Consider the following 23,951-nt stretch of genomic DNA (forward strand, 5'->3'; position numbering starts at 1 on the left):
TGGCGTCCAGCAGGGCCCGCAGGCCGCTCTCGGCGGCGAGCGCGGCCAGGGCGGCGGCCGGGCCGAAGTGCCGCCCTGCGCCGCAGGCCAGGGGTGCCGGGTCCGCCCGGTCGCACGCTTGACACGTGCCCGGCCCCGTGGCGTACTGCGGATTGCGCCGGCGGACAAGACGGGGGTGAGCCAACTGGCGGACCAGCGCTATCCCAATGTGGCCGAACTCGTGCTCCGCGCCCGTGGATTGGCCGCCAACCGTCCTGAGCTCAGCACCTTGCGCCAAGTGGGCGCCTCGCGCGCCGGAAGACCTCTGCACCTGTTGTCCGTCGGCCGTTCCCCGCGCGCCGTCCTGGTCGTCGCCGGCGCGCACTCGAACGAACCGACCGGTGGTTCGACACTGCTGCACCTCGCGGAATGGGCCCTGCGGGACGAGGACCTGCGTGCCGACACCTCCTGGCACTTCCTCCTGTGCGCCGACCCGGACGGCGCGAACCTGCACCGCACGCCCGCCCCGAGCACCCTGTTCGACTACCACCGGCACTTCTTCCGTCCCGCGGGCCCCGAGCAGCCGGAGTGGTCCCCCTCGGTGCTGCCGCCGGACCGGCTGCCTCCCGAGACCCGCGCCCTGACCGGCGTCATCGACGAACTGCGGCCCTACTTGCAGGTGTCGCTGCACGGAACCGATCTCGGCGGCAGTTGGGTGCAGTTGACACGGGACATCCCGGGCCTCGCGGAGCCGTTCGCCAAGTCCGCGGCCGAGCTGCGCATCCCGGTGGAAACGGGGGCCTCGGACGCCGCGGGCTGGCCGGTCTCGGGGCCGGGGGTGCACGTGCTGCCGGGCCCCGGCTCGGCGGCCGCCTATCCGAGCCTGCCCGAGGACGCCCGGCACACGACCTGGCACCACGCCCACCGATACGGCGGTCTGACCGCCATCGTCGAGGTCCCGATGTGGGCCAGCGACCTCGTGGGCGACGCGGCCGCCCATCCCTCCCCGGCCCTGGCCCTGCGCGGCTTCTCGCGGCGGCTGCGCCACGACGCGGCCCTGGTCGAGGACATCCTCGGCGAGGCGCTGCCGCGCCTCCCGGAGGCGCAAGGACCCCTGCTGCGCGCGGCGCGCTGGGCGCTCGACCTGGTGCCCGGCCTCGCCGACGACTGGGCCGGGCTGCCGCCCGCGGGGACGTCGATGGCGTACATCGGGAGCGTCGACGCCTTCGGACGCCGCCTTCCGCTGCGGGCCGCCGCGATGCTGCTGCGGGTCCTGGACGCGGCGGGCGACCGGGCCGCGCCCCGCCTGGAGCAGCTCGTGCTGGACTGGAGCGACGCGTTCGCCGAGCGCTTCGGGGCGCGGTGGGTGCCGCTGGAGAACCAGGTCGAGCACCAGTCACGGACGACGGTCGCCGCCGCGCGCCACGCGCGCGCGGGGGGCGATTGACCGCACGTACGGGCACGCGTCCTTCCTTGGAGCAGCCTTCACGAGGAGGAGAGGCGGAAGCCCATCTTCCCGAAGCTGACCTGATCGCCGTCCTGGACGACGGCCGCGCCGATCACCCTGCGGCCGTTCACGGACGTGCCGTTGGTCGACCCGAGGTCGCGCAGCACCCACATGCCGCCCTGCCTGCTCAGCTCGGCGTGCACCCGGGAGACCGTCTCGTGGCTGAGCCTGAGGCCGTTCGCGGGATCGCGGCCTATCCGCAGCGGCCAGGGGTTCCCCTGCGCCGGCAGGAGCAGCTTCGGGAGCTTCTCGGCCTGCCAGGCCCTGCGCAGCCGCACCGTGAACCCTGAGACCGCGCCGACGGTGCCGAACACCGCCCGCGAGAGACGACCCTCGGTCCGCAGATCCGCGGTGAGCGCCGCGAGTTCATCGGGCTGCCGGGCGGCGAGCGCCAGCTCCATGCGCCGCACGAATGTGTCGTGCGACAGCTTGCCGAGGGCAGCGCCCTCCCTGAGCACCTTCAGCGCCCTGTCACGCTCGGCGTCGGTCAGCCGCGCGGGGTACGTGTGGATCTCAAAGGACGACGTCACCCTGGTGATTGTCGGTCAGCTCGGCCGGGGTGTCCAGAAAACGCGTAACGACCGCGAACCGATCACTTCTGCAGCACGATGGAACCGACGTCACCACGGATGACGTACGGATGAGGACGGACGGACGGACGACAGCGGATGGCAGACAAGGGGGAACTGTCGGTGGAGTTCGAGGTGTGGGCACCGGGAGCCGAACGTGTCGCACTGCTGTGCGACGGCGCCACGCATGCGTTGCGGCGTGCCGACGGCCGGGCCGGGTGGTGGACGGTGGAGGCGGACGCCGCCGACGGGACGCGGTACGGCTTCTCGCTCGACGACGGCCCCGTACTGCCCGATCCCCGCTCCCGGCGCCAGCCGGACGGCCCCGACGGGCTCAGCGCCGTCGTCGACCACGACCGGTACGCGTGGCGCGCGCCCTGGGCGGGGCGCGGAGTGCGGGACGCGGTCCTGTACGAGCTGCACGTGGGCACGTACACACCGGACGGCACGCTCGACTCGGCGGCGGGGCGGCTCGGCCACCTGGCGGAGCTCGGCATCACCCATGTGGAGCTGATGCCGCTCTGCCCGTTCCCGGGGCGGCACGGCTGGGGGTACGAGGGTGTCTCCCTGTGGGCCGTGCACGAGCCGTACGGCGGGCCCGATGCGCTGAAACGATTTGTCGACGCCGCGCACGCGCACGGCATCGGCGTCGTGCTGGACGTGGTCCACAACCACCTCGGCCCCTCCGGCAATCATCTGCCCGCGTTCGGGCCCTACTTCACCGAGACCCACCAGACTCCCTGGGGCGCGGCGGTCAACCTCGACGCCCCGGGCTCGGACGAGGTGCGCGCGTACCTGATCGGCAGCGCGCTCGCCTGGCTGCGCGACTACCGTCTGGACGGGCTGCGTCTGGACGCGGTGCACGCGCTGCGGGACACGCGCGCGCGTCACTTCCTGGAGGAGCTCTCGGCGGCCGTGGACGAGCTGTCCGACGAGCTCGGCAGGCCGCTCTCGCTGATCGCCGAGTCCGACCAGGGAGATCCGCGGGTCATCACCCCGCGCGCTCAGGGCGGTCTCGGCCTGCACGCGCAGTGGAACGACGACTTCCACCACGCACTGCACACCACCCTGACCGGTGAGGCACACGGCTACTACGAAGACTTCGCCCGAGCCCCCTTCGCCGCGCTCGCCAAGACGCTGACGGGCGGCTTCTTCCACGACGGAACGTACTCGACCTTCCGGGGGCGCAGGCACGGCCGCCCCGTGGACCGCGCCCGGACACCCGCGTACCGCTTCCTCGGCTACACGCAGACCCACGACCAGATCGGCAATCGCGCACAAGGAGACCGGCTCTCCGCCACCCTCTCCCCCGGCCTGCTCGCCTGCGCGGCGGCGCTCACCCTCACAGGACCGTTCACGCCCATGCTGTTCATGGGTGAGGAGTGGGGCGCCTCGACGCCCTGGCAGTTCTTCACGGACCACACCGATCCGGAGCTCGCGGAGGCCGTACGGCGGGGCAGGCGGCGGGAGTTCGCGTCGCACGGATGGGCCGAGGGTGACATTCCGGATCCGCAGGACCCGGCCACCAGGGACCGCTCCTGTCTCGACTGGGCCGAGCCCCTGACCGACCCCCACGCGCGCGTGCTGGCCTGGTACCGCCAACTGATCGCCCTGCGCCGCACCCGCGGTGACCTCCGCGACCCCGACCTGGCGGCGCTCCGGGTCGCGTACGACGAGCAGGAGCGCTGGTTCGCGGTCCGGCGCGGCGACCTGCGGATCGCGGTGAACATCGGCAAGGAGGCGGCCGACGTCCCGTTGGGCGGCCGGGGCGCACGGGTGCTCGCGGCGTGGGAGCCGGTCACCGCGCCCGGAGCGGACGGCCTGCTGCGGCTGCCCGCCGAGTCGTGCGCGGTGCTCGCGACGCCCTGAGGCCCGAGCGGCGCACCGGGCCGGGGCCGTCAGTTGACGATCGCCAGCTCGCGCGGCGTGGAGTTGAGGCGCCGTACGCCGTCCTCGGTGACCGTCACTATGTCCTCGATGCGCACTCCGAAGCGGCCCGGCAGATAGATGCCGGGCTCCACGGAGAAGCACATGCCGGGCACCAGCGGCAGTTCCTCGCCCTCGATCATGTAGGGCGGCTCATGGGTGGTGACGCCGATGCCGTGCCCGGTGCGGTGGATGAAGCTCTCGCCGTACCCGGCATCGGTGATCACCGCCCGTGCCGCCCTGTCGACGTCCTGGCAGGCGGCGCCGGGCCGCACCGCGTCGCAGCCGGCTTCCTGCGCCTCGCGCACGATGTCGTGGACCCGCTGCTCCTGCGCGGCGGGTTCGCCCACGTGCACCGTGCGCGAGGTGTCCGAGCCGTAGCCGTGCAGCAGGCCGCCGAAGTCGAGGACGACCATGTCGCCGTTCTCGATGACGCGGGCGCCCGCGTCGTGGTGCGGGTTGGCGCCGTTCGGGCCGGATCCGACGACGGTGAAGTCGACCTGGGAGTGCCCGAACCGTCGCAGCAGGTCGGCGAGATCGGCGGCTATGTCGGTCTCCTTACGGCCCGCGAAGGGCACCTTCTTGATCTCCTCGTACGCGCGGTCCGCGGCGGCGCCCGCCGCCGAGAGGCGCTCCAGTTCCGCGGTGTCCTTGACGGCGCGCAGCATGGGGAGCGCTTCGGTGAGGGACACGTAGGACGTGTTCGGCAGCTCCTTCTGGAAGCCGAGGAGATGCATGGCCCAGGAGTTGTCGCTGATCCCGAAGCGGCCGTCGACGTCCAGGAGCGGTGCGGTCGCGGCATAGGGGTCCTTGCCGTCGGTCCAGTCCTGCAGGGAGAGCGCCGGCGCGCCCGCGGCCAACTCCGCGTCCGCGGCCTCCAGGGCCGGCACCACGAGCACCGGCTCCTGGCCCGCGGCGAGCACCAGGACGGTGAGCCGCTCGGTGGCCGCGGTCGGCTGGTACCCCGTGAGCCAGACCATGTCGGGGCCCGGCGCGACGAGCAGTCCGGCGAGCCCCGCGTCGGCGGCGCCGGACGCGGCTCGGTCCATGCGGGACTTGTAGTCGTCGGCGGTGAAGGGCGCGGGGGTGCCGGTCATGGGGGCCTCCAGGGCTGCTCGCTGCGGCGGATACGGCGCGGTGCCGGTGGTGCCGATCCTGCCCCTGCCCCGGGGCGTGCGCGAGCCGATTAAGGCCCTTCTGACGGGTCTCCGTGGGCGAGGGAGCAGCGTTCGCGGCGAGGGTGCGTGCCGGGCGTCGCGACGCCACCGAGACCGTCGGAAGGGCCCTGGGGCGGCCCCCCGTCACGTCATGTCACGAAGCCCGGTGTCACCGACAGGAACTGCCGCCCTCCGCTCTGGTGGCGGACGGTCACCGTGATGTTCCTTCCCGGGTCCGCGGCGGCGACCGCGGCGGCCAGGGCCTTGGCCGACGCGATGCGGGTCCTTCCGAAGGCGAGCAGTACGTCGCCGCGTACGAGACCCGCGGTGTAGCCGGGCCCCGGGCTGTGCACGCCGACGAGCAGGGCCCCCGCGCCCTTGGGAGCGTCGACGGCCTCCACGCCGAGCGTGGGGCGAGCGGGGCGTTCCCCGGCTCTGCCCGGCTCCTTCCGCGGCGGCTCCGGCGGGGCGGTGGGCTTGGACGCCTGGTCCGGAGCGGCCGGCGTGCCGGGCCCGGTGGGGCCGCCCGGTGGCGCCTGCCCGCCCGGCGCCGCCTGCCCGCCCTGACCCTTGGCGCCGCCCTGCGCCTGCGCCTGCTTCTGCATGTCGGCGAGCTTGCTCATGCCGATGACAGTGGCGCTCACGGTGCCGAGCCCCACCCCCGCCAGCACGAGGACCACCGAGAAGAGCAGCCCGAAGAGCAGGGTGATCAGCCGCCGGCCGCGCCGCCGCGCGGCGTGCGGGCGGTGGCCGGGCCCCGGTCCGCGGCCCGTGCCGGATGTCAGCCCGGCGCGGGCCTTTCGCCCGATGCCCAGCCTCCGGCCGACACCGAGTCTGTGGCCGACACCGAATCTGCCGCCTCTGCCGGACTTACCGTCACCGGACTTACCGCCGCCGGGCTCCTGTCCGGGCATCGGCTTGGGACGCAACGCAGTCTGTTCCATGGCTCGCCTCCGGCCACAGCCCTACCCGGCGTGATGCGGCGCGACGATTCACGAACGAGTGACGTCCAGATGTGCGGCCGGAACTGGCTGTCCGCCCGGGGCTCTGTCAGCCCGTGCGCCCCCCTTCGTGGCCACCGCCGTCATGGCCGCCGTGCCCCGCTCCGTGGTCGAACTTCAGGGCCTCCTCAGGCATGACCACGAAGGGGCGCATCATGCCCATGTCCTCGTGCTCCAGGAAGTGGCAGTGGTACATGAAGCGGCCGTACGCACCGTCGAACTTGCCCATCACGCGCAGCAGTTGGCCGCCGGGGACCAGGAAGACGTCCTTCCAGCCGCGCTCGTTCGGGGCCAGCGGGATCTCCGTCTTCGGGTCGAAGGCGATCGGGGCCAGGGTGCCGCCCACGGTGACGTCGAAGCCTGACGTGTCGTACGCGTCGCGGCCGAGGAGCTGGAAGTCGGCCAGGTGGATGTGCATCGGGTGGGTCACGGGCGGGTTCACCGCGAGGTTCAAAAAGCTCCACTGTTCGTGGCTGCCCTCGGCGACGGTGAATCCGAGGCCGTCGTTGAACGTACGGGCCGTCCTTCGGTAGGTCTTGGTCTTCCCGTCCGCGCCTCGCAGCTGGATGATCCCCTCGGCGGGGACCCGGATGTCACCCGCGTCCTTGATCTCGGTCATCTCCCAGATCTCCGGGTGGCCTCCGCCGCCCTTCGTGGCGGGCGGCGTCAGGACGATCAGTCGGTGACCGTGCGGGATGTCGTGGCTCAGCGGGCGGAACGAGCCCGAGAGGACCTCCGGAAGCGAGAAGGGGTCATCGATCTCGGTGTTCCGCACGCGGAACTCCATGACCTGCGGATAGCGCACGTCGTTCGCCGGGTCCGGCACTCCGGGAGCCTGGCCGCGCCCCTTGTTCACCAGACGCACCCGCTTGCCCGCGAGCGCACGGAAGTCGATCAGGAGGTCCATCCGCTCGGCCGGGGCGACCGTGAGCGTGGGCAGCGCCTCGTCGAAGTCGACCGGCACCGGCCGCGGCAACAGGCCGCCGTCGCTGCCGATCTGGTGCAGGACGCCCCGCACCGGGATGTTGTCCTCGTCGACGAGGACGAGGTCGTAGATACGGGCGTTCGACGCGTTCACCAGGCGGAAGCGGTGCCACGCCGCGTCGACGTCCGCGTACGGCCAGATGCGGCCGTTCACCGTGCTGTACGGACCCGTGAAGGGCAGCGAGACCGGCTTGCCCGTCTCCGGGTTCTTGGCCTGGACGATGACGGTCTTGTGCAACAGGCGGCCGTTCAGACGGCCGTCCTCGTCCGTGTCCAGATTCCGGTCGGCGAGCAGCAGCGGGATCTCCCGCTCCCCACAGGGGAGACGGAGCGCGTCCTCTTCGTCGTCCCGCACCAGATACGTGCCGTACAACCCCGCCTGGACGTTCCAACGGGTGATGTTCATGGCGTGGTCGTGATACCACCACTGCACGGCCTGGTGGTCGTTCGGGTACTCGGACAGCTGTGCGTCGCCGAACCCCACCGCGTTGTCCGCCCAGCCGTCGTTGCCCCCGCCGGTCTGCGCGCCGTGCAGATGCGTCACCGACCAGGCCGGCAGCGCGGCCACGTCCTTGTTCGGCTCGACGCCCGCGCGCCCGGGCAGGGTGCCGGGGCTCGGGACGGCCCGCGGGACCTCCACGGCGGTGACGGGATACTCGCTGTCCTTCGGGATGCGGTTCGTCCACGCGATCCGGACGCGCCTGCCACGGCGCACCTCGATCGTCGGGCCCGGCACGCAGCCGTCGTACCCCCACATCAAGGTCGGCGGCAGCTGCGGGTGCAGCCTGATCCAGGCCGGGCGCAGCGCGATCTCGGTCTCCGCGGGCACATCGGTCTCGTCGCGTACGTCGACGGAGTCCGGCCGCAGGACCGGCGGCACCGGCAACGGCGTGACATACGGCGTCAGCTCCCCCTGCGCGCCTGTCGCGTCCGCCACCGCGTCCGTACCCGGCGGCCGGTCCGTGATGCGCTCGATCATGTCCGTCAAGATGAACACCCCCGTGTCGATCCGTCGCATTGACCAGTTCCGCTGATCAATGCAAATGCAATGACCTCTGCCCAGAGGTCGAATGGCCCCTGTCTGGGGCTGATTGGGCGGCCCGGTCAGTGGCCGGCCCCTCACTCCAGAGGACTCCCGGCGCCCCGGCGAAGTTCCACGAATCCCCCATTCCGCAGGAAAAGTATCGGAAAGCCCGTAGGAATCGGGGAGTCCTGTTGTGGGTCTGCTGTCAGTGACCGCTGTTACTTTCGAAGCATGACCGAACGTGCACTCCGTCTGCTGCGCCAGGACCCGCACCTGGCCGAGCTGGCCGCGTTCCCTTTCGCATTCGACCTGTCCCGCGCGGACCACGTCGAAGAAGTCCGCCTCGCGTCGGGCGGCCCGCTGGAACCGATCGCGGGGGACGATTCCGGGGGCACGTATTTCGTGTGCGGCGACGGCTCCGTGCTGTACGCCGATTCCGAGGGGTCCGCCGGGACCATCGGGGACAGCGTGGACGAAGCCCTGGAGATCCTCGTCGGCCTGCCCGGCTGGCATGACTACGTAGGCCTGTCGCCGACCGACGGCGAGGCGCGGATCCTCGCCGAGATCGCCGCCACGGAGGGCGACTTCCGCGAGGACTGCGTGCCCGACCTCGACGCGCGCCGCACCGAACTGCGGACCGCGCTCGGGCTTCCCGAGCGCTCCCCCGTGCAGCTCGTCGCGCGCCTGCACGCCGCGCTCCTGCGTACCGAACCGGACCACCTCCTCCTCAACGCCGTCGAACACCTGGCGTACAGGCGCCTCGATCCGCATCCGCGCCCGCCCCTGTGGGAACAGGTGCTCGCCAAGGGCCGCACCGACCTGGCCCTGCTGCGGACGGGCGACCGCACGGTCTGGGACGGCGTGGCGGAGAACCGGGCGCGCAGGGTGGCGACACTGCGGGCCGCGCAGTACGACCGACGGAACACGGACCGCGCCCTCCTGCGCCACCTCCTCAAACACGAGGCGGACGCCTCCATGTCCGACGAACTGCGGCTCGCCGTCGTCCTCGTGGGGCTCTACGGCCTTGCGGAGGACCTGCCGCTGCTGCGCGAGGTGCACGAGACGACGTACGACACCTGGTGCGGTCTGGCCGGGCTTCCGGAGGAGGCCGGTGAAGTCCAGGCATGGGCGCGCTCGTTCGACGATTCCAACTATGGGACGGATCCCGACGACGAACCGGAATCCACCTGGCTGGAGCTCGCCCGGGACCAGGGCATGGTGGAGGCGGCCCGTGTCTACCTGATCCGCCAGCTCGACGACACTGGTCCCGATGCGGCTCAACTAGCCGTACTACGCGATGAGTTGGCGCTGATCGGCGACTACACCCAGGCGATACGGGCAGCGCGTCTGCACCGGTCGCTGCAGGACACCGACCAGGGCCGGGCGGCCGCGGACGCACGGCTGACCGAGCTGGAGCGGAAGGCCGTGGACGCTCCGGCCGCGGAATCGTAGGTTTCCCCGCGCCGTGTTGTTGCCGCCGGGACGCCTCCGGTGACCGGCTCCTCGTCGAGCCATAGCTGAGTCGGCGGATGGCCATGCCACGTTGCGACCACCCGCGCGCCTCGGCCGCAGGCCGTCCGCCAAGTTCTCACCTCCACCGGGACCCACACCGCTCACGCCCCGCTCTCCGTCGTCAGCGTGCACTGCACCCTTGCGGCCCCGCAGTGTTGGGGTCAACGTGGTCCCGGGCCGCCACGAACGGCCCTCCCTCAAGGTGATCGGAGTCGACGTGGCCTCCTCCCCCCTCTCCCCTGCCTCCCCCTCCTTCCAGCTCCCCCATGCTCTCCTGGGCGACGGCCCTCACAAGGTGATCGCCGTGCACGGCTGGTTCGCCGACCGCTCGGCGTACGCGCCGGTGCTCGCGGACCTCGACCGCGCCTCGTTCCAGTACGCGGTGGTCGATCTGCGCGGGTACGGGGAGGCGAAGGACGCGGCGGGCGCGTACTCGACGTCCGAGGGGGCCGCCGACGTCGTCGCTCTGGCGGACCGCCTCGGCTGGGACCGCTTCTCGCTGATCGGCCATTCCATGGGTGCCTGCGTCGCCCAGCGGGTCCTTGCGATCGCGCCGCACCGGGTCCGCAGGCTGGTCGGCGTCTCCCCGGTGCCCGCCTCCGGCCTCGACCTGCCGCCGGAGCAGTGGGAGCTGTTCGCCGAGGCCGACCGGCTGCCGGGGAACCGCCGCGCGATCATCGACATCACCACCGGCGGCACACGGCCCGCGGCCTGGCTCGACCGCATGGTGGAGCGCTCGCTCGACGTCAGCGACGCGAAGGCGTTCCGGGCCTGGCTCGACTCCTGGGCGCGTGAGGACTTCCACGACAGGGTCGAGGGCTCGACCGTCCCGGCGCTCGCGGTCGTCGGGGCGCTGGACCCCGCGCTGGGCGTGGATCTGATGCGCCGGACCTGGCTGCGCTGGTACGCCCGCGCCGAGCTCACCGAACTCAGCCAGGCGGGCCACTACGCGATGGACGAGACGCCGCTCGCCCTCCTGAGCGCCGTGGAGGACTTCTTGCGGGCGGACGGCGAGAGTGCGGACAGCGAGCGCGCGGACGGTGAGAGTGCGGACAGCGAGCGCGCGGACGGTGAGAGTGCCGGCGGCGAGAGTGCCGGCGAAAGCCGCGACGGCTCGTCGTGAGCGTCGGACTCGCCGCCGGGCCCGGCCTGCCCGGCGTACCCGACGTCTTCGACCCCAGGCAGTACGCGGCCGGGGTGCCGCACGAGCGCTACCGCGTGCTCCGCGACCGGTACCCCGTCGCCTGGCAGCACGAACCGCAGGTGCTCGACTGGCCCGCGGGGCCCGGCTTCTGGGCGGTGACCCGGCACACGGACGTCGTCCGCGTGCTCAGGGACTCAGCCACCTACTCCTCCCATCTGGGGGCCACCCAGATCCGCGATCCCGACCCGGCGGACCTCCCGTTCATCCGCCGCATGATGCTCAATCAGGACCCGCCCCGACACGGCCGGCTGCGACGCCTGGTGAGCCGGGCCTTCACACCCAGGCGTGTGGAGCGCTTCGAGTCCCTGGCCCGCGGCCGGGCCCGCACCCTGCTCGACGCGGCGGTGGCCCGCGCCCGTGACGGCGACGGCACCTGCGATCTCGTCGTCGACGTCACCGACGACTACGCCCTGCTCAACCTCGCCGACCTCCTCGGTGTGCCCGAGAGCGACCGCGGTCTGCTGCTGCACTGGACGCGACGCGTGATCGGCTACCAGGACCCGGACGAGGCAGGCGAGCCGACCATCGGCCCGGACGGCAAACCGCTCAATCCACGCTCCCCCGCGATGCTGCGCGACATGTTCGCCTACGCGCAGGACCTCGCGGCACACAAGCGGCGCGTGCCCGCCGACGACATCATGACCACCCTGGCGACCGACCCCGAACTCGAGCTCCCCGAGCTGGAGATGTTCTTCTTCCTGCTCACCGTCGCGGGAAACGACACCGTGCGCGGCGCGGCGCCCGGCGGCCTCCTCGCGCTCATGGAGCACCCGCGGGAGTACCGCCGCCTGCGCGAGGGCGATGTTCCGGTCTCCACGGCGGTGGAGGAACTCCTGCGTCGGCATCCGCCCGTGCTCACGTTCCGACGAACGGCCGCCCAGGACACGGTTCTTGCCGGCCGATCCGTCCGGGCCGGGGACAAGGTGGTCGTCTTCCACGCGTCGGCCAACCACGACGAACGCGCCTTCACGGACCCGCACCGCCTGGACCTGTCCCGCTCCCCCAACCCTCACGTCTCCTTCGGCGAGGGCCCGCACGTCTGCCTGGGCGCACATTTCGCCCGGCTCCAACTATGCGTCCTGTACGAGGAGTTCCGCGCCACCGGAGCCGCGCCTTTCGAACTCGCCGGTCCACCGCGGCGTCTTGTCTCCAACTTCATCAACGGCCTGAAAGCGCTGCCGGTCCAGGCGCCGGGGGCGCGGTAGCCATCCGATACGGTTCAAGATCTACCGCGAGCCCCCGCGCGCGAGCCCGCGCGCCACCGACCACGGAGACCCCCGCATGCACGGCGCAGCCGTCCCCGCAGCCGAGGACGAGTACCACGACGACGTCTTCCCCAGCGTCGACGCCCCCGAAGACGGCACTCCCTGGCAGGCACCGGCCGACCTCGAAGAACACCTGTACGAACTGTGCGAGGCCGACGACGCGTACACCTACCTGCGGGCGATAGCCGTCACCGGCCTGTACCGCCCGGTGTCGGCGGCCGACATCGAGCCGGGCGCGACCGAGCGCCCGATTCTCACCGTCGACCTCCCCGACGGCCGCCGGATCGCACAGATGTACACCGTCGGACTGCTCCCGCGCCCGCACCCGGAAGTGGTCTACGAGTTCGTCACGCTCGGCACGCTCGCGGACCAACTGCCTCAGGACATCGACATCTTGGTGGTCAACGCGGCCACGCCCTGCCAGCAGTTCTACCTGACGACCGAGGAGGAGCGGGACGTCTGGGCGGACCTGCACGCGGACCTCTACGTCGACGGCCGCCTGCACGACCGCATCGACACCCGCCGCACCGGCGCACCGGACTCCCCCGCCCTGCTGCACGGTCTGGCCTGCGGCGCCCACCTCTGCTTCGCCAACGGCGACGCCTGGAACACCCTGGACTGGCACGGCGCGGGGTACAACTCCGAGGTCGAGCGCCTGGCGCAGTGGTGGGACGTGCACAACCGCGAGGACTGGCTCGACACGCAGGAGCGGCTCCTGAAGCGTGAAGTGAGTCCCTGGCACTGGGACTTCGTGCTCGGCGCCCGTACGTCGCTGATCGAGCGGTTCGGCCCTCGCGTCGACCCCGAGCTGTGGCGCCGGAGCGTGGAGGTGACGATCCGCGACCGCATAGCCGAGTCCGGTGGCCCCGACTCCCCGCACAAGCCGGGCGACGACCCGGACCTGGACGACTTCGTCGCCGCGCTGCGCGGCCTCGTCGGCAAGATCATCCGTTACGAGTCCCGCTTCCGCGCCGACGAGCTCCTGGCGCCCGACGGCCATGTCCGCACCGTCGCGGCCTGGGACATCGGGCGGGCCTCCAAGATGGCCCGCTGGGGGCGCGGCGCCCGTTACGCGACCCATGCGGAGCTGGCGACGGCCGTCGAGCGCGCGAGCCACGCGGCCCGGTCGGCGTACACCTCGTGGGAGGAATTCTCCGCGGGTTACGTCCTCGGCCGCTGCCTCCACTTCGACGAGGAGCAGTTCGGCGACTGGTACACGACGGTGCTCAGGGCCCACCGCGAGCTGGTCTCCGATCCGGACAGCCCGTGGCTGACGGTGCCGTTCGCGTGATCCCGCCGCCGTCCTCGCGTGACGCCGTGGGGACGGCGACCACTCGGGCCACTCCGGTGGCCACTCGGGCCACTCCGCTCACCTGAGCGTCTCGCATCACAATCTGGTCTCGCTGACCCCTCAGGGGCTTGCCACCCGCCCGTGTAATCGATTCCAATCCTCCGTGTAATCGATTCCACAAGGAGGTGGACCGGCGATGGCGAGCATCAAGGACGTCGCGGCCGAGGCAGGCGTATCCGTCGCCACGGTCTCGCGCGTCCTCAACAGTCACCCCTCGGTCAGCCCGGCCGCCCGCGCCCGCGTCGTCGCCGCGGTGGAGAGCCTCGGCTACCGCCCGAACGCCGTCGCCCGCTCACTGCGCACCGACCAGACCCGCACCCTCGGCCTGGTCATCAGCGACGTACTGAACCCGTACTTCACGGCCCTGGCCCGTTCCGTCGAGGAGGCGGCCCGCGCGCTCGGCTACAGCGTGATCATCGGCAACGCCGACGAGCGGCCCGAGCTGCAGGACCACCATGTGCGCACACTCCTGGACCGCCGGATCGACGGACTCCTGGTCTCCCCCACCGACGGCGGCTCCCCGTTGATGCTCGACACCGCGCGCTCCGGCACTCCGATGGTGTTCGTGGACCGCTGGATCCCGGGCGTGGACGTCCCCGTCGTCCGCGCCGACGGCCGCGAGGCCGTCCGTGACCTGGTCGCCCACCTGCACACGGTCGGCCACCGCAGGCTCGCGATCATCGCCGGGCCCGCGGCCACCACCACCGGCAGCGAGCGCGTCGAGGCCTTCCGCGAGGCGCTCGCCGCGTACGGGCTCCCGCTGCCCGACGACCACATCGGGCAGGGCGACTTCCAGGCCGACAGCGGACGCCGGGCCACCGAGCGGTTCCTCGCACTGCCCGAGCCGCCCCAGGCCGTCTTCGCCGCGGACAACCTGATGGCGCTCGGCGCACTCGACGCGATCCGTGCCCGCGGCCTTCGCGTGCCGCACGACATCGCGCTCGCCGCCTTCGACGACATCCCGTGGTTCGTGCACACCGATCCGCCGATCACCGCCATCGCGCAGCCGACCGGCGATCTGGGCCGGGCCGCGGTGCAGGCCCTGGTCGACCTGATCGAGGGCAGGCGCCCCCGGTCCGTCACCCTGCCCGCCCGTCTCGTCGTACGCCGCTCCTGCGGCGCGTCCCCCACCGACCTGAGGAGCAACACGTGAGCGACACGGACCAGTTGCCGCGCGGCGCCGACCGCGGGCCCGACGAGTTGCTGCGCATCGAGGGGATACGCAAGACCTTCCCCGGTGTGGTCGCGCTCGACTCGGTCGACTTCGACCTGCGCCGCGGTGAGGTCCATGTCCTGCTCGGCGAGAACGGCGCGGGCAAGAGCACGCTCATCAAGATGCTCTCCGGCGCCTACCGCCCCGACAGCGGCCGCATCCTCGTGGACGGGAAGGAAGCCCGCATCCACGGCGCGCAGGACGCCGAACGGCTCGGCATCGCCACGATCTACCAGGAGTTCAACCTCGTACCCGATCTCACCGTCGCGGAGAACATCTTCCTGGGGCGCCAGCCACGCCGCTTCGGGATGATCGACCGGAAGGCGATGGAGTCGGCCGCCGAGGAACTCCTCCAGCGCGTCGGCGTGCAGGTGTCGCCACGCGCCAAGGTGCGTGAACTCGGCATCGCGCGACTGCAGATGGTGGAGATCGCCAAGGCACTCAGCCTGAAGGCCCGCGTCCTGATCATGGACGAGCCGACGGCCGTCCTGACGAGCGAGGAGGTCGACAAACTCTTCGCGATCGTGCGGCAGTTGCGGGCGGACGGTGTCGGCGTCGTCTTCATCACCCATCACCTGGAAGAGATCGCCGCGCTCGGTGACCGCGTGACCGTCCTGCGCGACGGCCGCAGCGTCGACCAAGTGCCCGCGTCGACCGCCGAGGACGAGCTCGTACGCCTGATGGTGGGACGGAGCATCGAGCAGCAGTATCCGCGTGAACGGCCCGACGCCGGGCCCGCGTTGCTCACCGTCGAGGGCCTCACCCGTGACGGCGTCTTCCACGACGTCAGCTTCGAGGTGCGCGCCGGAGAGGTCGTCGGCCTCGCGGGGCTCGTCGGCGCGGGGCGGACCGAAGTGGCGCGTGCCGTCTTCGGCGCCGATCCGTACGACGCGGGCTCCGTCGACGTACGCGGTGAACGGTTGCCCCGGCATGACGTGATCGCCGCGATGGGCGCCGGCATCGGCCTCGTACCGGAGGACCGCAAGGGCCAGGGGCTGCTGCTCGACGCCTCCGTGCAGGAGAACCTCGGCCTGGTGACGCTGCGTTCGGCGACCCGCTCCGGCCTTGTGGACCTCAAGGGCCAGCGCGTCGCGGCAGCCCGGATCGCCGAGCAGCTCGGCGTGCGGATGGCCGGGCTCGGCCAGCACGTGCGCACGCTCTCGGGCGGCAACCAGCAGAAGGTCGTCATCGGCAAGTGGCTGCTCGCCGACACCAGGGTCCTGATCCTCGACGAGCCGACGCGCGGCATCGACGTGGGCGCGAAGGTCGAGATCTACCAGCTCATCAACGAACTGACGGCCTCCGGCCACGCGGTCCTGATGATCTCCAGCGATCTGCCCGAGGTCCTCGGCATGAGCGACCGCGTGCTCGTCATGGCGCAGGGCCGCATCGCGGGCGAACTCGCGGCGGACGAAGCGACGCAGGACGCGGTGATGGCACTCGCCGTCAGCAGTACGGCAGTTCAGACAGACGAAGCAACCGAAGGGAAGGCCTCCCGTGGCCACTGAAACGCTGAAGAGCAACGCGGGTGGCGCCACCGGTCTGCGCCGCGTGCTGCTCGACAACGGCGCCCTGAGCGCCCTGGTAGTCCTCCTGGTGGCGATGTCGCTGCTCTCCGGTGACTTCCTCACCACCCAGAACCTGCTCAATGTGGGCGTGCAGGCCGCCGTCACCGCGATCCTCGCGTTCGGCGTCACGTTCGTCATCGTCTCGGCGGGCATCGACCTGTCGGTCGGCTCGGTGGCCGCGCTCTCCGCGACGGTCCTCGCCTGGTCGGCGACGTCCGAAGGGCTGCCGGTCTGGCTCGCGATCGTTCTCGCCGTCGGCACCGGCATCGCGTGCGGATTCGTCAACGGCCTGCTCGTCTCGTACGGCAAACTCCCGCCGTTCATCGCGACGTTGGCGATGCTCTCGGTGGCCCGCGGCCTCTCCCTGGTCATCTCGCAGGGCAGCCCGATCCCGTTCCCCGACTCGGTCTCCAACCTCGGTGACACCATCGGCGGCTGGCTGCCGGTCCCGGTCATCGTGATGATCGTGATGGGTCTGGTCACGGCCGTCATCCTGGGCCGCACGTACATCGGCCGTTCCATGTACGCGATCGGCGGCAACGAAGAGGCGGCACGCCTCTCCGGGCTGCGCGTGAAGCGGCAGAAGCTCGTCATCTACGGCCTGTCCGGCCTCTTCGCCGCGGTCGCGGGCATCGTCCTCGCCTCCCGTCTGGTCTCGGCGCAGCCGCAGGCCGCGCAGGGGTACGAGCTGGACGCGATCGCCGCGGTCGTCATCGGCGGCGCCAGCCTGGCGGGCGGTGTCGGCAAGGCGTCCGGGACCCTGATCGGCGCGCTGATCCTTGCGGTCCTGCGCAACGGCCTCAACCTCCTCTCCGTCTCCGCCTTCTGGCAGCAGGTCGTGATCGGTGTCGTCATCGCTCTGGCGGTCCTCCTCGACACACTGCGCCGCAAGGCGGGGGCGACCCCGGGCGCGTCGACCGGCGCGGCTGCCGGTGGCGGGAAGAAGGGGCCGCAGGCGCTGAAGCTCGGGATCGCGGCCGTGCTGGTGGCCGCTGTCGTGGGCGCCGTCTCCTTCTTCAACAACGGCTCCTCGGGCACGACGACCAAGATCGGCATGTCGCTCTCCACCCTCAACAACCCCTTCTTCGTCCAGATGAAGGAGGGTGCGCAGGCGGAGGCCGAGAAGGCCGGCATCGACCTCACGGTCACGGACGCGCAGAACGACGCGTCGCAGCAGACCAACCAGCTGCAGAACTTCACCGGCGAGGGCATGAAGTCGATCATCGTCAATCCCGTCGACTCGGACGCGGTGGGACCGGCCGTGCGCGGCGCCAACAAGGCGGACATCCCGGTGATCGCCGCCGACCGCGGGGTGAACAAGGCGAAGGCGGCGACGCTCGTCGCCTCCGACAACGTCGCGGGCGGCAAGCTCGCGGCGAAGACCCTCGCCGAGAAGCTGGGCGGCAAGGGCAAGATCGTCACGCTCCAGGGGGTCGCGGGCACGTCGGCCAGCCGCGAGCGCGGCAAGGGCTTCGCCGAGGGCATCAAGGAGTACCCCGGCATCGAGGTCGTCGCGTCCCAGCCGGCCGACTTCGACCGCACCAAGGGCCTGGACGTCATGACCAACCTCATGCAGTCCAATCCCGGCATCGACGGCGTCTTCGCCGAGAACGACGAGATGGCCCTCGGCGCCGCCAAGGCGCTCGGCGGCAAGGCGGGCACGTCCGTCTCGGTGGTCGGCTTCGACGGAACCCCCGACGGGCTCAAGGCTGTCGAGTCGGGCGCGCTGTACGCGTCCGTGGCGCAGCAGCCGAAGGAGCTGGGCAGGATCGCTGTGCGGAACGCGGTGAAGGCGGTACGCGGCAAGGACGTCGACACGATGGTGAAGGTCCCGGTGAAGGTGGTAACGGAGAAGAACGTGGCCGACTTCTCCTGACCCGACTCCCTCGCGCCCCCGCCGGATGAACGAACACAGGAGCTGGATCCACGGATGAACGACCACGACCGCGCCGCCGATGACGCCATGTACGACCTGCTGGTCGTCGGGTCGGCCAACGCCGACCTGGTGATCGGCGTCGAGCGCCGCCCCGCCCCCGGCGAGACGGTCCTCGGCTCCGATCTCGCCACGCATCCCGGTGGCAAGGGCGCGAACCAGTCGGTCGCCGCGGCCCGCCTCGGCGCCCGCACCGCCCTGCTCGCGCGGGTCGGCGACGACGCGCACGGCAGGCTCCTGCTCGACTCGCAGCGCGCGGCGGGAGCGGACACGGTCGGCGTCCTGGTCGGCGGGGCGCCCACGGGCGTCGCGCTGATCACCGTCGACCCGTCGGGCGACAACAGCATCGTGGTCTCGCCGGGCGCCAACGCCCGTCTTTCGCCCGAGGACATCCGCGCCGCGGCCGGTCTGCTCGCCGCGTCGCGGGTGGTCTCGACGCAGTTGGAGATCCCCGTCGAGTCGGTGACGGAGCTCGTACGTACCCTGCCGGCCACGGCCCGCTTCGTCCTCAACCCGTCGCCACCCGCACCGCTGCCGGACGAAGTCCTCGCGGCATGCGATCCGTTGGTGGTGAACGAGCACGAGGCGCGCTACATCCTGGGCGGGACGCCCTCGGACCTCCCCGAGGACTGGGCCCGCGAACTGCTTGCCCTCGGCCCCCGCTCGGTGGTGGTCACCCTGGGCGCGCGGGGAGCACTGACGGCGGACGGCGGCGGCTCCCCCGTCACGGTGCCGAGCCCGAAGGTGGAAGCGGTGGACACGACCGGCGCGGGCGACGCGTTCACCGCTGCCCTGGCCTGGCGCCTCGGCCTGGGCGACGACCTCCCGACGGCGGCGGCGTACGCGGCGCGGGTGGGGGCCGCTTCGGTCACCCGGCGCGGTGCGCAGGAGTCGTACCCGACGGCGGACGAGGTCCCGCCTCAGGAAGATGACGAGGTTCCGCCTCGTGAAGAGGGCGAGGTCCCGACCCAGGAAGAAGGTGCCTCCGCGTGAAGAAGTCCGGCATCCTCAACCGCCATCTCTGCGGCGCGCTGGCCGAGTTGGGCCACGGGGACACGGTCCTGATCTGCGACGCGGGCATGCCCGTACCGCCGGGGCCCAGGGTCGTCGACCTGGCCTTCCGGGCGGGGGTCCCGTCCTTCGCCGAGGTACTGGACGGGCTGCTCGCCGAGCTGGTGACGGAGGGCGGTACGGCGGCGACGGAGGTCCAGGAGGCGAACCCCGCCACGGCCCGCCTCCTGTCCGCCCGCGTCACGCCCCTCACCCTGGTCCCGCACGAGGAACTCAAGCGCCGCACGGCCGCGGCCCGCCTGGTGGTGCGCACCGGAGAGGCCACGCCGTACGCGAACGTGCTCCTGCGGTGCGGGGTGTTCTTCTAACCTCGGGCAGCCCCGGCCGCGCCGGGAAAGCTCAGCGTCCGGTACACCGTCACCCCGCCCGCCAGCTCCCCGCACGCCTGCGCCGCGGCGCTGACGCGCTGGGTGTACGAGGGGTCGGCGGTGTCCAGCAGGATGCCCAGCGTCGTGCCGCTGTGGGCGACGGCGACGCCCAGCCCGCCGACCTCCCGGCAGATCTCCCGCATCGGCTCCAACGACCACTTGTCGCGCAGGAGTTGGTTCATCTGTGCGCTGCGGGTCGCGACCCTGCCGACCTCCGCCAGGTCGCGGCGGCGGACGGCGCACGAGAGCCGGTCGAGCAGGCGCGCGTACTCGTGGCGGTCGGCCAGGGTGAACGGCTTGGGGATGCGGTTGAAGTCGACCGTGTCGACCGAACCTCCCTCGTCGATCCCCACGACGGCCATCACCGGGAGCGATCCGAGGATGCCGCGCAGGCGCACGGTGCGGTGGTGGAAGGCCACGATCGCCGGGTAGAGCACCCCGTCCGTCGGCTCGATGTCCGCGAGCAGCCGCTCGATCCGCGCCGGCGGCATCTCGACACCCAGCGCCTGCCCGACCGCCCGTGCGGTCGCGACCAGGTCGGCCGATGAGCTCGCCAGGCCCTTGCCCTCGGGGATGACGCTGTTGACGCGGAGGGTCCCCCCGCTCGGCACGCCTGTTCGCTTCTCCGCCAACTCTCCGATCGTACGGGCCAGTTGGAGCGCCTTGGTCTTGCCGCCGGGCCGGACCACCACATCCCCGAAGTCGGGCTCCGGCCGGAACGTGGCCATCGTCCACCGTGCGACCGGCAGCGTCACCAGGAAGTCCCCGTCCTCCTCCGGCAGCACGCCCTGAAGCAGCTCACCGAAGGTCCCGAAGGCGGTGCCCACCCCGATCCCGGCCGATCTCGCACCCGCCACGCGGGGCCGCGGCCCGGCCTTCTGGGACAGCTTCACAGGTCTCCTCCCGACATCCCGACGCCTCCAGCGCCCACAGGCTCCCACAACCCAATGCGTCTTGACAATCATTTTCATCTAGTGTGATGCTCTCGGCTCGTCGACCGACACGGGAACACAGGGGGCAGCGTGTACGACCACATAGCCGAAGCGGTGAAGAAACCCGATCTCATATCCCTGGAGCCGGACTTGGTCTGCCTCCGGTTCGAGACGATGAAGATCTATTCGGCTCTGGGGGCGGTCCGTCACCTTCTCGATTCCGGTGCCGTGAAACCCGGCGACACCCTCATCGACAGTTCCAGCGGCATCTACGCACAAGCCCTCGCGCTCGCCTGTCACCGCTACGGAATGAAATGCCACATCGTGGGTTCCACGACCGTGGACCACACCTTGCGTGTCCAGCTGGACATACTCGGCGCCACGCTGGAACAGGTGCGGCCGTCAAAGAATCTCCGGCTCGACCAGGAGCTGAGAGTGCGGCGCATCGCCGAGATACTCGAGGCGAACCCCTCGTACCACTGGATGCGGCAGTACCACGACAGCATCCATTATCTCGGCTACCGCGACGTGGCCGAGACGGTCGACGCCGAGGTGCCCGAGGGACCGCTCGCCCTGGTGGGCGGGGTCGGCTCGGGGGCCTCGACCGGCGCCATCGCCGGGTATCTGCGGGACGCGGGACGCGATGTGTCACTGGTCGGCGTGCAGCCCTTCGGCAGCGTCACCTTCGGCTCGGAGCACGTGGCCGACCCGGACATGATCATCGCCGGGATCGGCAGCGCCATCGAATTCAAGAATGTCCGGCACGAGGCGTACGACCGCGTGCACTGGGTGAATTTCGACTGCGCGGTGTCCGGCGCGGTCTCACTCCTCAGAAACAGCGGAATCTTCGCCGGTCTGTCCACCGGCGCCGCCTATCTGACCGCTCTGTGGGAACAGCGCCGCGACGATTCCCGTACGTACGTCTTCATCGCCGCGGACACGGGCCACCGCTATGTCGAGAGCGCCTACGCGAAACACGCCGACGCGCCGGACATCGACACCTTGAAGCCTCACGAAATCACCTCGCTCGACGAGCTGAGGCACCCCTGGTCGACCACATCCTGGCCCGACCTCCCCTGACAACGTCCACCCTCACACGGAGAGAACTCCACATGTCACACCCCGAGCCGCGCACGCCCCACAACGTCGCGGAGCTCATCGACGCCGTCCTGGCGGGCGAATACGGCCCCCATCCCAAGGACCTCTCCGTCACCAGCGCGTTCTGGCTGTACAACACCACCCGCCTCGCCGGCAGCCAAGTGACCTACCACAACCACTACTTGCTGCTCCGCGTCGGCACGGCTTTCGGTGCCTGCTCCTTCGAGGCCGGTGAACTCACCCCGGACTTCTGCGAGAACGCCTCGGGCCACACCCTCGACAAGCTGCTGCGCGCCGAGTCCACGCCCGTCCGCATCGCCGCGCTCGACGCCTACCTCGCGCAGGTGAGCCCGCACCGGGACGCCGCCGACGCCGAGCGTGTCACGCTGCCCACCGGTACCCCGGAGGTCCGGGCGGAGGCACGCGACGCGGCCATCGCCGGGCTGCTCGACATCGAGCCGGGCGCGAAAGTGGCGCTCATCGGCGTGGTCAACCCGCTCGTCGCGGCGATACGCGAGCGGGGCGGCGTCTGCCTGCCCTGCGATCTCAACCTCCGTACGACCCAGTGGGGCGACCGGATCACCGACGACATGACGGAGGTGCTGGAGGAGGCCGACGCCGTGGTCGCCACCGGCATGACGCTGAGCAACGGCACCTTCGACCTGATCCTCGCGCACTGCCGCGAGCACGGGGTGCCGCTGGTGGTGTACGCGCAGAGCGGCAGCGCCGTGGCCCGCGCGTTCCTGTCCGCCGGAGTCACCGGGCTCTGTGCCGAGCCTTTCGCGTTCTCGCAGTTCAGCGCCGACGAGACGCCGCTCTACCGCTACAAGGAGGCGGCGTGAGCGTCGACTCCAAGGGGCCCGCGGTGGATTCCCGGCCCGCGGCCACCGCCGACGAAGCGCTGCCGGGTGACCTGCGGATGGCTCGCACGCTGTGGCCCGTCCTCGTCGCGTCCGCGGTCGGTCTGCTGCCGTTCACGATCTTCAGCACGTATCTGGTGCCGATGGCCGAGGACGCCGACAGCAGCGTCGCCACGCTGGGCGGCCTGCGCGGTCTCGGCGGCCTCGCGGCCCTGTTGGTGGGCACCGCGCTCGCCCCGCTGATCGACCGGGTGCGCAAGGAGTGGGCGGCGGCGGGTGGCCTCGCCGCGCTCGGCGTCTCCGCCGCCCTCGGCGCGAGCGGGGACTTCATCCTGCTCGCCGTGTTCTGCCTGCTGGTCGGCGCCAGTACGTCGGTGCTGAACCCGGCGCTGACCGCGGCCGCCGCCGACCGCTTCGGCTCCGGAAAGGCGGCGGGGCGCGCGGCGACGCTCGTCACGGCGACCCAGTCGATGACCGCGATGCTGGCGGCGCCGGTCATCGCGCTGCCCGCGCTGTTCTGGGGCTGGCAGGGCGATCTGTTCGCGGTGACCGGGGTGTCGCTGCTGCTCGCCGCCGTCTTCTTCATGCGGGGCAAGAACAAGCCGGTGGAGGAGAAGGACGAGACCCAGCGCCTGGGCTACATAGCCTCCTTCAAGGCTCTCGGTTCCATCCCCGGCGTCGTACCCCTGCTCCTCATCGCCCTGCTGCGCACGGCTGTCTTCATGGGCTACCTCTCCTACCTGGCGGCCTACTACGACGACCGGTTCCAACTCGACCCCGGGCTCTTCGCGTTCGTGTGGACGCTCAGCGGCGCGTCGTTCTTCGTGAGCAACCTCCTCACCGGGCGGATCACGAACTCCGAGGAGCCGCGGATCGGCACCGAGCGGATGCTGGCCATCGGCCTGGTCGCCGCGCTCGTCTCGGTCGTGGGCTTCTACTTCACGCACTGGCTGCCGCTCGCGCTCGCGATGACGTCCCTGCACGCCGCGAGCCACGCCGTCGTGGCCGCGTGCGTGGTCAGCCTGCTCGTCCGACGCTGCGGCACCCAGCGCGGCGCGGCCCTGAGCGTGAACGCCGCGGGAATGAGCCTCGGCGTCTTCCTGGGCGCCGGCCTCGGCGGCCTGGGCCTCGGCCTCGCCGGCTATCCGGGGATCGCCGCGGCCTTCGGAACGCTGGTGATCGCGGCACTGGCAGCGGCGGCACTCGTGCTACGGGCGGGGCCGATGGGCGAGGACGAGGGCGAGGCCGAGGAGGAGAACCTGCCGACGGGCGGGGGTGCTGGCGCGGCAGACGCAGACCCGGCAGGCGACGGCTCGGCGAAGGGAGCCGGGGCCGCCACCTAGCGCCCCGCACCCGGCCGTCCGCACCTGCGCGTCCACGCCCGCCCGGCGGGAGCGGGCAAGTCGCCGCCACGACGCCGGGCGGTGGG

The 23,951-nt window shown here is 71.5% G+C and carries 19 protein-coding genes; 14 read left to right on the forward strand and 5 right to left on the reverse strand.

Going from position 1 to position 23,951, the window contains the following annotated elements:
- Positions 1 to 175: 175 nt before the first annotated feature.
- The gene (locus AB0I94_RS14680; protein WP_363309920.1) at positions 176 to 1,426 is read left to right on the forward strand and encodes a M14 family zinc carboxypeptidase; all 1,251 of its coding nucleotides are present in this window, start codon (positions 176 to 178) and stop codon (positions 1,424 to 1,426) included.
- Positions 1,427 to 1,464: 38 nt separating this feature from the next.
- Here AB0I94_RS14680 and AB0I94_RS14685 read toward each other — a convergent pair whose 3' ends face one another.
- Complete coding sequence (locus AB0I94_RS14685; RefSeq protein WP_363309921.1) at positions 1,465 to 2,016, reverse strand: DUF1707 and FHA domain-containing protein; 552 nt, start codon at positions 2,014 to 2,016, stop codon at positions 1,465 to 1,467.
- 162 nt (positions 2,017 to 2,178) lie between these two features.
- On the opposite strand from AB0I94_RS14685, the gene treZ reads away from it, so the two are divergent.
- Entirely contained in the window at positions 2,179 to 3,924 is a 1,746-nt protein-coding gene (gene treZ, locus AB0I94_RS14690; RefSeq protein WP_363310139.1) for a malto-oligosyltrehalose trehalohydrolase, read from the forward strand.
- A 29-nt stretch (positions 3,925 to 3,953) separates the two neighbouring features.
- Here the strand turns inward: treZ and AB0I94_RS14695 are convergent, their stop codons facing one another.
- The 3 genes from AB0I94_RS14695 to phsA all read right to left on the reverse strand — a co-directional run bounded on the left by AB0I94_RS14695 (position 3,954) and on the right by phsA (position 8,102).
- Complete coding sequence (locus tag AB0I94_RS14695) at positions 3,954 to 5,078, reverse strand: aminopeptidase P family protein (RefSeq protein ID WP_363309922.1); 1,125 nt, start codon at positions 5,076 to 5,078, stop codon at positions 3,954 to 3,956.
- Positions 5,079 to 5,287: 209 nt separating this feature from the next.
- On the reverse strand, positions 5,288 to 6,082 hold the full coding sequence (locus AB0I94_RS14700; protein ID WP_363309923.1) for a S1C family serine protease: 795 nt from the start codon (positions 6,080 to 6,082) through the stop codon (positions 5,288 to 5,290).
- Positions 6,083 to 6,188: 106 nt separating this feature from the next.
- Complete coding sequence (phsA, locus tag AB0I94_RS14705) at positions 6,189 to 8,102, reverse strand: O-aminophenol oxidase PhsA (protein WP_363309924.1); 1,914 nt, start codon at positions 8,100 to 8,102, stop codon at positions 6,189 to 6,191.
- 276 nt (positions 8,103 to 8,378) lie between these two features.
- On the opposite strand from phsA, the gene AB0I94_RS14710 reads away from it, so the two are divergent.
- The 9 genes from AB0I94_RS14710 to rbsD all read left to right on the forward strand — a co-directional run bounded on the left by AB0I94_RS14710 (position 8,379) and on the right by rbsD (position 19,572).
- Positions 8,379 to 9,599: a hypothetical protein gene (locus AB0I94_RS14710; protein WP_363309925.1), complete on the forward strand. Its 1,221-nt coding sequence runs from the start codon at positions 8,379 to 8,381 to the stop codon at positions 9,597 to 9,599.
- Positions 9,600 to 9,876: 277 nt separating this feature from the next.
- Positions 9,877 to 10,782 (forward strand): alpha/beta hydrolase, encoded by a 906-nt coding sequence (locus AB0I94_RS14715; protein ID WP_363309926.1) that lies wholly within the window; start codon positions 9,877 to 9,879, stop codon positions 10,780 to 10,782.
- Positions 10,779 to 12,068, forward strand: a complete 1,290-nt coding sequence (locus AB0I94_RS14720) for a cytochrome P450 (protein ID WP_363309927.1) — start codon at positions 10,779 to 10,781, stop codon at positions 12,066 to 12,068. The genes AB0I94_RS14715 and AB0I94_RS14720 overlap by 4 nt, the downstream gene beginning before the upstream one ends.
- Positions 12,069 to 12,144: 76 nt before the next feature.
- Positions 12,145 to 13,419 carry a DUF1266 domain-containing protein gene (locus AB0I94_RS14725; RefSeq protein ID WP_363309928.1) on the forward strand — a complete coding sequence of 425 codons (1,275 nt, stop codon included), beginning with the start codon at positions 12,145 to 12,147 and terminating at the stop codon, positions 13,417 to 13,419.
- A 196-nt stretch (positions 13,420 to 13,615) separates the two neighbouring features.
- Positions 13,616 to 14,632 (forward strand): LacI family DNA-binding transcriptional regulator, encoded by a 1,017-nt coding sequence (locus AB0I94_RS14730; RefSeq protein WP_363309929.1) that lies wholly within the window; start codon positions 13,616 to 13,618, stop codon positions 14,630 to 14,632.
- Positions 14,629 to 16,200, forward strand: a complete 1,572-nt coding sequence (locus AB0I94_RS14735; RefSeq protein ID WP_363309930.1) for a sugar ABC transporter ATP-binding protein — start codon at positions 14,629 to 14,631, stop codon at positions 16,198 to 16,200. Before AB0I94_RS14730 ends, AB0I94_RS14735 begins: the two co-directional genes overlap by 4 nt.
- Positions 16,190 to 18,136 carry a substrate-binding domain-containing protein gene (locus tag AB0I94_RS14740; RefSeq protein WP_363309931.1) on the forward strand — a complete coding sequence of 649 codons (1,947 nt, stop codon included), beginning with the start codon at positions 16,190 to 16,192 and terminating at the stop codon, positions 18,134 to 18,136. Before AB0I94_RS14735 ends, AB0I94_RS14740 begins: the two co-directional genes overlap by 11 nt.
- A 54-nt stretch (positions 18,137 to 18,190) precedes the next feature.
- Positions 18,191 to 19,186, forward strand: a complete 996-nt coding sequence (locus AB0I94_RS14745; protein ID WP_363309932.1) for a ribokinase — start codon at positions 18,191 to 18,193, stop codon at positions 19,184 to 19,186.
- Positions 19,183 to 19,572, forward strand: a complete 390-nt coding sequence (gene rbsD, locus AB0I94_RS14750) for a D-ribose pyranase (protein WP_363309933.1) — start codon at positions 19,183 to 19,185, stop codon at positions 19,570 to 19,572. The genes AB0I94_RS14745 and rbsD overlap by 4 nt, the downstream gene beginning before the upstream one ends.
- Here the strand turns inward: rbsD and AB0I94_RS14755 are convergent.
- Entirely contained in the window at positions 19,569 to 20,519 is a 951-nt protein-coding gene (locus AB0I94_RS14755; RefSeq protein WP_363310140.1) for a kinase, read from the reverse strand. The genes rbsD and AB0I94_RS14755 overlap by 4 nt on opposite strands.
- 135 nt (positions 20,520 to 20,654) lie before the next feature.
- Here AB0I94_RS14755 and AB0I94_RS14760 point away from each other — a divergent pair, with 135 nt between their 5' ends.
- Genes AB0I94_RS14760 through AB0I94_RS14770 form a run of 3 tightly spaced genes read left to right on the forward strand, consistent with a single transcriptional unit; the run spans position 20,655 to position 23,865 of the window.
- Positions 20,655 to 21,644: a pyridoxal-phosphate dependent enzyme gene (locus AB0I94_RS14760; protein WP_363309934.1), complete on the forward strand. Its 990-nt coding sequence runs from the start codon at positions 20,655 to 20,657 to the stop codon at positions 21,642 to 21,644.
- Positions 21,645 to 21,676: 32 nt separating this feature from the next.
- Complete coding sequence (locus tag AB0I94_RS14765; protein ID WP_363309935.1) at positions 21,677 to 22,504, forward strand: DUF364 domain-containing protein; 828 nt, start codon at positions 21,677 to 21,679, stop codon at positions 22,502 to 22,504.
- A complete protein-coding gene (locus AB0I94_RS14770; RefSeq protein ID WP_363309936.1) occupies positions 22,501 to 23,865 on the forward strand; it encodes an MFS transporter in 1,365 nt (454 codons plus the stop codon). The genes AB0I94_RS14765 and AB0I94_RS14770 overlap by 4 nt, the downstream gene beginning before the upstream one ends.
- Positions 23,866 to 23,951 lie beyond the last annotated feature (86 nt).

It is taken from the genome of Streptomyces sp. NPDC050147, from assembly GCF_040660195.1.
Taxonomy (GTDB): domain Bacteria; phylum Actinomycetota; class Actinomycetes; order Streptomycetales; family Streptomycetaceae; genus Streptomyces.